This is a genomic window from Frankia sp. CgJB1 (assembly GCF_977947065.1).
This window is the reverse complement of sequence record NZ_CDWTNB010000207.1, coordinates 1-6,695: the sequence shown is the minus strand read 5'-3', so window position 1 is coordinate 6,695 and position 6,695 is coordinate 1. Positions and strand designations below refer to the sequence as shown.

Sequence of the window (6,695 nt, the reverse complement as noted above, 5' to 3'; positions counted from 1 at the left end):
GTGCATGATCCGACCGGGCCGGGGATGGTCCGAGCGGCCTGGGCCCGGCTGCCGGAGCCGGTCCGGGCCACGCTGCCGATCTGGTTCGGGAGCCGGGTCGCGGTCGCCTTGCTGGCGCTCGCTGCCGCGCGGGCCCTTACCTCGGCGCCGGCGCGAAACGCTCCCGGCCTGCGCACACTCTGGGACCGGTGGGATGTCGGCCTGTTCACGAAGGTCGCCCGGTACGGCTATCTCTCCCCCGCCTACTCGGACCGGACAGAAGTCGACTTTCCCGGCCTCCCGATCGCGATGCGGATCGTCCATATCGTCGTTCCGGACTGGATCGTCGCGGGTCTGGTCGTGTCGTTCCTCGCCGGTTCGGTCGCGGTCGCCGCGCTGTGGCGGTTGGCCGCGGACGAGGTCGGCAAGCCCGCGGCGCAGTTCGCCGTCCTTAGCCTTATCTGCTTCCCCTACGCGGTGTTCCTGTTCGCCGCCTACTCGGAGGGTATCTTCCTGGGGTTCGCTACGGCGTCCTGGCTGGCGGCACGCTGCCGCCGCTGGTGGTTGGCCGGCCTGCTGGGCGCCGGGGCAGCATCCGCCAGGATCAGCGGTATTCCCTTCGGGATCGCGTTGGCCGTGCAGTACGTCGTGAGCCGGCGCTCCGCCGGCCTCCCGGTGGTCGCCTGGCCGGCGTTGTCGCTGGGGCTTCCACCCATCCCCGTCCTCGCTTATCTGGGCTATCTCAGGATTCGCACCGGGGGCTGGGGCTCCTACACGGACGCGATGCGGGACGGCTGGCACCGAGGCCTCGACTGGCCCTGGTCGGGCTGGGCCGCCACCTGGGCATCGGCCACGGATGGCAACGGTGCGTCGACCTTCGTCTGGTTCTGGCGCGGGGAACTGCTCGCGGTGGTCGTCGGGGTGCTGCTGACCATCATCCTGCTGGCCGGGAGACGGTGGGGTGAGGCGACTTTCCTCGGCGTGATGACCGCGATAATGGCCTGCACGAATTATTATGCATCGGGAATCCGTGGAATTCTGGTGGCCTTTCCGTTGTATCTGATGCTCGCGCGAGCCGCCGCGCGGCAGAGCTGGGTACAGTCGGTATATCTCTGTATCTGTACACCGATCATGGCAGCCCTGGTCGTCGCCTTCACGCAGGGGCAGTGGGTGGACTAGCCTTTCCCCGCACGGCGCCTTCGGCGCCGTGCGGGGGCCCCTGGCATGGGGCGCCGTGCGGGGTTTCCGTCACCTCGCCTTCGGCGTTTGGGACTACGGGAGGCGGTGCTGTGGACATGCAGGATGCCCAGCCGGGTCAGCCCGGCACCGGGGACGTCGGCGGCGACCCGTCCGGGGGCGGCCACGACTCTTCCCCGGGCGGCCACGGCGGTTCCGGGTCCGGGCGCGTCGGTCCGCGGCCGGCTGCCCGCATGCTCGCGGTGGTCGCGGTCGCCGCGGCGCTCGCGGCGCTTGTGTTCGCCCTCGCGGACCCCTCCCCCTCCCGGCACATGCGTGGCCTCCTGATCACGGTGAACCTCGTCTGCCTCGCCGGGGTGTTCACGGCGTGGCTTCGCGTGGTTCTCGTGGTCGGGGCCGCCAGGGCCCCCGGAGGAATCGAGTAAGCTCGGCTGGACATACCGTGCGCCGGCGTACGTGTGTCCATCCGCTGGTCCAGGCCGACCACTCGTCATGATTGGTCGGTGCGCCTCCGGGTGGCCCTCGTGCACTAATGATCGTCTGGATGTGCTGACGGGCGGTCCCCTCTCGGATCCATCGCGTCGAGCACGTTCGAGACGGCACAGGTTCCGGTCGCGGTCCCTCCTGCCGCGGAAGATCCGTGGCCGCCAGAGTCCACAGGAGGTGGGTTCAGTCTTGGCACGTCATTATGAGCTCATGGTGATCCTCGATGCTGACCTCGAGGAACGCACCGTCGCGCCCTCTCTCGACCAGTACCTCGGTGTCGTCCGTCAGGGCGGCGGCGTGGTGGAGAAGGTCGATGTCTGGGGCCGGCGCCGGCTCGCCTACGAGATCGCCAAGAGTTACGAAGGCATCTACGCCGTCATCGACCTGCATGCGGAGCCCGACGTCGTCGCCGAGCTCGACCGTCAGCTCGTCCTCAACGAGTCGGTCATCCGCACCAAGGTCATTCGGCTTCCAGAGCCGAAGAAGCCACGTCAGAGCCGCCGGGCGGCGGCGTGATCCGGTCCGCGGCGACGGCAGTCCCCGTGCCGTCGTGGGCCGCCGATCTCCGGGAGAGTGCCCATGGCTGGTGAAACCGTCATCACTGTCGTCGGCAACCTAGCCAACGACCCCGAACTGAGGTTCACCCCGAACGGTGCCGCGGTCGCCAGCTTCACCGTCGCCTCCACGCCGCGCACCCTCGACCGCCAGACCAACGAGTGGAAGGACGGCGAGGCGCTGTTCCTGCGCTGCTCCATCTGGCGCCAGGCGGCGGAGCACGTCGCCGAGTCGCTGCAGAAGGGCGCTCGGGTCATCGTCACCGGCCGCCTCAAGCAGCGGTCGTTCGAGACCCGCGAGGGTGAGAAGCGCACCGTGATCGAGCTCGATGTCGACGAGATCGGCCCGAGCCTGCGTTACGCCACCGCCAAGGTCGTCAAGGCCGCGCGCGGCGGTGGTGGCAGCAGTTACGGGGGCGGTGGCGGAGGCGGCTACGGCGCGCCCGCCGGTGTTCCCGCGGGGGCTCCGGCCGGCAGCTACGGCGGCGGTAGTGGTGGAGCACCCATCGATGACCCCTGGTCGCAACCGGCCGGCGGCTACTCCGACGAGCCACCGTTTTGAGCGGCCGGTCGTCGTCCTCGCGAACGACACAACGAGGTAGGAGCACACCCATGGCCAAGGCGGCCGTGCGCAAGCCCAAGAAGAAGGTTTGCGTTTTCTGCAAGGACAAGGTCGACTACATCGACTTCAAGGACACTTCGCTGCTGCGCAAGTACATCTCCGACCGGGGCAAGATCCGGGCCCGTCGGGTGAGCGGTAACTGCAGCCAGCACCAGCGCGACGTGGCGACGGCGGTGAAGAACAGCCGCGAGATGGCGCTGCTGCCCTACACCGCCTCGGCCCGGTAGGGGGTGGCGATGAAGCTCATCCTGACCCAGGAGGTCCCCGGTCTCGGCAGCCCGGGTGACATCGTGGAGGTCGCGAACGGGTACGGGCGCAACTACCTCGTGCCCCGCCGGTACGCGATCCTCGCGACCAAGGGCGCGGAGCGTCAGGTCGAGCAGATCAAGCGGGCCCGGTCGGCCCGCGCGGTCCGCGATCTCGGGCACGCTCAGGAGATCGCCGGTCAGCTCGGTGGCCTCAAGGTCGAGCTGACCAGCCGGGCGGGCAAGGAAGGCCGCCTGTTCGGTTCCGTAACGGCGGCCGACGTGGTGGAGGCGGTGACCGCCGCGGGTGGCCCCGAGCTCGACCGGCGCCGCGTCGAGCTCACCACGCCGATCAAGTCCCTGGGCGCCTACACCGTCGCCGTGCATCTGCACCCCGAGGTGACCGCGACCGTGAAGCTCCAGGTCACGCAGGCCTGACCAGGGCCGGGCGGTCCTGATCGCGGCCGGATGGGCCCGAGGCCGGGCGGTTCTGACGGCGGCGTCCGCTGTTTCTCCCGCTGTACCGCCGCGCTCGCTGTACCGGCTCCCCTGGCCGACCGTCTCAGGCGGCCGGCCAGGGGAGTTCGTTGTGCGTGGGGCAAGGGGCGACGAGCAGATCCGAAACTTTTTCTTATCCACAGGGCACTCGCGATGCGGGCGCCTGCCAGCTGGGTTTCGTCGAGGCTGTGGTCTCGGGTGTCCACAGGTTTCCGGTTTCCGTCCCGATGTCCTCCCCAGGTTCCGGCCGGTTGCCCACAGCTTTTCCACAAGGGCATGTGGATAACTTTTTGCTGGGGGTGCCCGCCGGTCCGTAAAGTCGGACCCTCCAGACTGAGGAAGGTACTTCTAGCCTGATCGGGCCAGGTCTCCTTCGGTGACGCGGGCGGCGCCCGGCGAGAGGCTCACCGGAGGCCGCCCGCCCGGTCCCTGCTGGGAGCTCCCGGCTGACCGGGGGCGGAGCGGTCCGTTGACAGCGATTCCGATCCGTACGAACATACGTTCGAATACGGGTCTACGGGAGTCCCGGGAGGGTGCGTCGTGAGCGTCACCGAGATCTCGCGTGGTTCCGGTGGGAGTACGGAGTTCGACCGGACTCCTCCGCACGACCTGCCCGCCGAGCAGAGCGTGCTCGGCGGCATGCTGCTGTCGAAAGACGCCATCGCCGACGTCGTCGAGGTCCTGCAGACGGGTGACTTCTACCGTCCCGCGCACGGCCTCGTGTACGAGGTCATCGGCGATCTCTACGGCCGGGGGGAGCCTGCGGACGTCATCAGCGTCGCCGCCGAGCTCGGCCGCCGCGATCTGCTCGAGCGGGTGGGCGGTCCGGCCTACATGCACACCCTCATCTCGAGCGTGCCCACCGCGGCCAACGCCGGGTACTACGCCCGTATCGTCGCGGAGAAGGCGGTCCTGCGCCGCCTCGCGGAGGCCGGCACCCGCATCGTGCAGCTCGCCTACGGCGCGGCTCCGGACGTCAGCGACGTCGTCGACCGCGCCCAGGCGGCCGTATACGAGGTGACCGAGCGCCGGACGAACGAGGACTACCTGCCGCTGGGGGAGCTGCTCAACCCGGCGCTGGAGGAGATCGAGTCCATCCAGGGGCATGACGGTTCGCTGACCGGGGTGCCCACCGGTTTCGTCGACCTCGACGAGCTGACCAACGGCCTGCACGGCGGCCAGCTGTGGATCGTCGCGGCCAGGCCGGCCGTGGGCAAGTCGACCCTCGGCCTGGACTTCGCCCGGGCGGCGTCGATCAAGAACGGGATGGCGTCGGTCATCTTCTCGCTGGAGATGAGCCGCATGGAGATCACCATGCGGCTGTTGTCCGCCGAGGCGCGGGTGTCCCTGCAGAACCTCCGCACGGGCCGGCTCACCGATGACGACTGGGGTCGCCTGGCCCGCCGGATGGGCGAGGTCGCGGAGGCCCCGCTGTTCATCGACGACAGCCCGCACCTGACGATGATGGAGGTCCGGGCGAAGGCCCGGCGGTTGAAGCAGCGCAACGAGCTGCGCCTGGTGATCCTCGACTACCTGCAGCTGATGTCGTCGCCCAAGAAGGTGGAGAACCGTCAGCAGGAGGTCAGCGAGATCTCGCGGTCGCTGAAGCTGCTCGCCAAGGAGCTCGACGTTCCGGTGGTCGCCATCTCCCAGCTCAACCGCGCCTCCGAGCAGCGGGCCGACAAGCGTCCCCAGGTCTCCGACCTGCGCGAGTCCGGAAGCCTGGAGCAGGACGCCGACGCAGTGATCCTGCTGTACCGGGAGGACACGGTCGAGAAGGAGTCGGCGCGCGCCGGCGAGGCGGACCTCATCATCGCCAAGCACCGCAACGGGCCGACCGGCACCGTCACCGTCGCCTTCCAGGGCCATTACTCACGGTTCGTCGACATGGCGAACTGAATTCTCGGCCCGGGGGCGGGACGAGGCCCACGGGTGGAGAGCGCCAGCGGCCCGGCGGCGGGCCGGGTGGGCGCCCGGGTGTGTTTGGCGTGGTCATGGTCCATGTTGGCGGACCGCGATCTCCCGATGGTGCCAGACTGGGCGGTATGAGTTTCAGGATCATCCATGGCGAGTGAGGGGCGGGACGGCGGGCAGCCCGCCGGAGCGGTCCTCGAAGTCGCCCGGTTCGACATCAAACCGGGCAGCGAAGACGATTTCGCCGCCGCGTATCACGGGGTGCGTGCGGAGCTCGTCGGCACGCCGGGCTGTCGTTCCGCGCGGATGACCCGCGGGGTCGAGTCACCGTCGAGTTTCGTGCTGCTCGTCGAGTGGGACAGCCTGGACGCCCATCTGACGAACTTCCGGGAGTCGGAGCGGTTTGCCCGCTGGCGCGCCGTCCTCGGCCCGTACTTCGACGGCACCCCGACGGTGGCGCACAGCGCGGACGTCCCCGCCGGTCCCGACCCGGCCTGACCCTCGACGACCGCCGGACTTCTGATCATGACAGCGTTCTTCGGGTACCTGTTTTTCGCGCCGCTCACGGCGCTCTTCTTCGGTTTTCTCATCTGGCTGGTACCGGCGATCCTGCTTCGGAACACGGACGTGGTGAGCCGGCTGAACCTGCGGCCCTTCGCGTTCTTCGTCACCGGCTACGTCTTCAGCGGGCTGATGGCCCTCTACCTGCTGGTGCTGGACGCCGGCCACGACGTCGCGCCGGCGGCCGGCGTCGTCGCATCCCTGGCCCTCGTCTGGGCTGTCCGGCGGCAGTGGCGCCGGCACCGGCCACTGGGCACGCGGCAGGTGGCGAGCATGCGCCGTGACGGCCCGGTCCAGCCGGGGCAGCCGGGTTATCCCGCTCCACCGGTGCCGTCGGGTTATCCGCATCAGCCCGGCCACCCGTACTCCCCCAGGCCGCAGGCCGGGCCGGTCGCGCGAGGTCCGTCCGGGTATCCCGAGGCCGCCGGATATTCGCCTACGCGGCCGGATCAGCCCGGCCCGGGCGGGGGAGGAGACGACCCGGCAGGCGGGGCGGGTGATCCCGGTCGCCCCAGCCAGTCGGGGCATCGGTCGGGGTATCAGCCGGGGCCCGCGGGTCGTCCACCGGCGCCGGACAGCAGCCGCGGGGCCGGTCGGCGGATCGCCGGCTACCCCTGGGCCGTTCCGCCCAGCGGGCCC

9 protein-coding genes are annotated in these 6,695 nt (G+C 69.8%); all 9 read left to right on the top strand.

Annotation, left to right across the window (positions count from 1 at the left end; genetic code table 11):
• A complete protein-coding gene (locus AC08OT_RS18035; RefSeq protein ID WP_476592883.1) occupies nucleotides 1-1,158 on the top strand; it encodes a hypothetical protein in 1,158 nt (385 codons plus the stop codon).
• A gap of 116 nt (nucleotides 1,159-1,274) precedes the next feature.
• Nucleotides 1,275-1,601 carry a hypothetical protein gene (locus AC08OT_RS18030; RefSeq protein WP_462204047.1) on the top strand — a complete coding sequence of 109 codons (327 nt, stop codon included), beginning with the start codon at nucleotides 1,275-1,277 and terminating at the stop codon, nucleotides 1,599-1,601.
• Between the two features lie 250 nt (nucleotides 1,602-1,851).
• Nucleotides 1,852-2,178, top strand: coding sequence for a 30S ribosomal protein S6 (gene rpsF / locus AC08OT_RS18025; protein WP_476592884.1), 327 nt, complete (start codon nucleotides 1,852-1,854; stop codon nucleotides 2,176-2,178).
• A gap of 63 nt (nucleotides 2,179-2,241) precedes the next feature.
• Nucleotides 2,242-2,778 (top strand): single-stranded DNA-binding protein, encoded by a 537-nt coding sequence (locus tag AC08OT_RS18020; protein ID WP_476592885.1) that lies wholly within the window; start codon nucleotides 2,242-2,244, stop codon nucleotides 2,776-2,778.
• A gap of 50 nt (nucleotides 2,779-2,828) precedes the next feature.
• Nucleotides 2,829-3,065: a 30S ribosomal protein S18 gene (rpsR, locus tag AC08OT_RS18015; protein WP_011438874.1), complete on the top strand. Its 237-nt coding sequence runs from the start codon at nucleotides 2,829-2,831 to the stop codon at nucleotides 3,063-3,065.
• A 9-nt stretch (nucleotides 3,066-3,074) separates the two neighbouring features.
• Nucleotides 3,075-3,521, top strand: coding sequence for a 50S ribosomal protein L9 (gene rplI / locus AC08OT_RS18010; protein WP_011438873.1), 447 nt, complete (start codon nucleotides 3,075-3,077; stop codon nucleotides 3,519-3,521).
• Between the two features lie 600 nt (nucleotides 3,522-4,121).
• Nucleotides 4,122-5,480, top strand: a complete 1,359-nt coding sequence (gene dnaB, locus AC08OT_RS18005) for a replicative DNA helicase (protein WP_476592886.1) — start codon at nucleotides 4,122-4,124, stop codon at nucleotides 5,478-5,480.
• 165 nt (nucleotides 5,481-5,645) lie between these two features.
• Nucleotides 5,646-5,993: an antibiotic biosynthesis monooxygenase family protein gene (locus tag AC08OT_RS18000; protein WP_476592887.1), complete on the top strand. Its 348-nt coding sequence runs from the start codon at nucleotides 5,646-5,648 to the stop codon at nucleotides 5,991-5,993.
• Between the two features lie 27 nt (nucleotides 5,994-6,020).
• The coding region (locus AC08OT_RS17995; RefSeq protein ID WP_476603077.1) for a hypothetical protein at nucleotides 6,021-6,695 on the top strand (675 nt) is incomplete at its 3' end.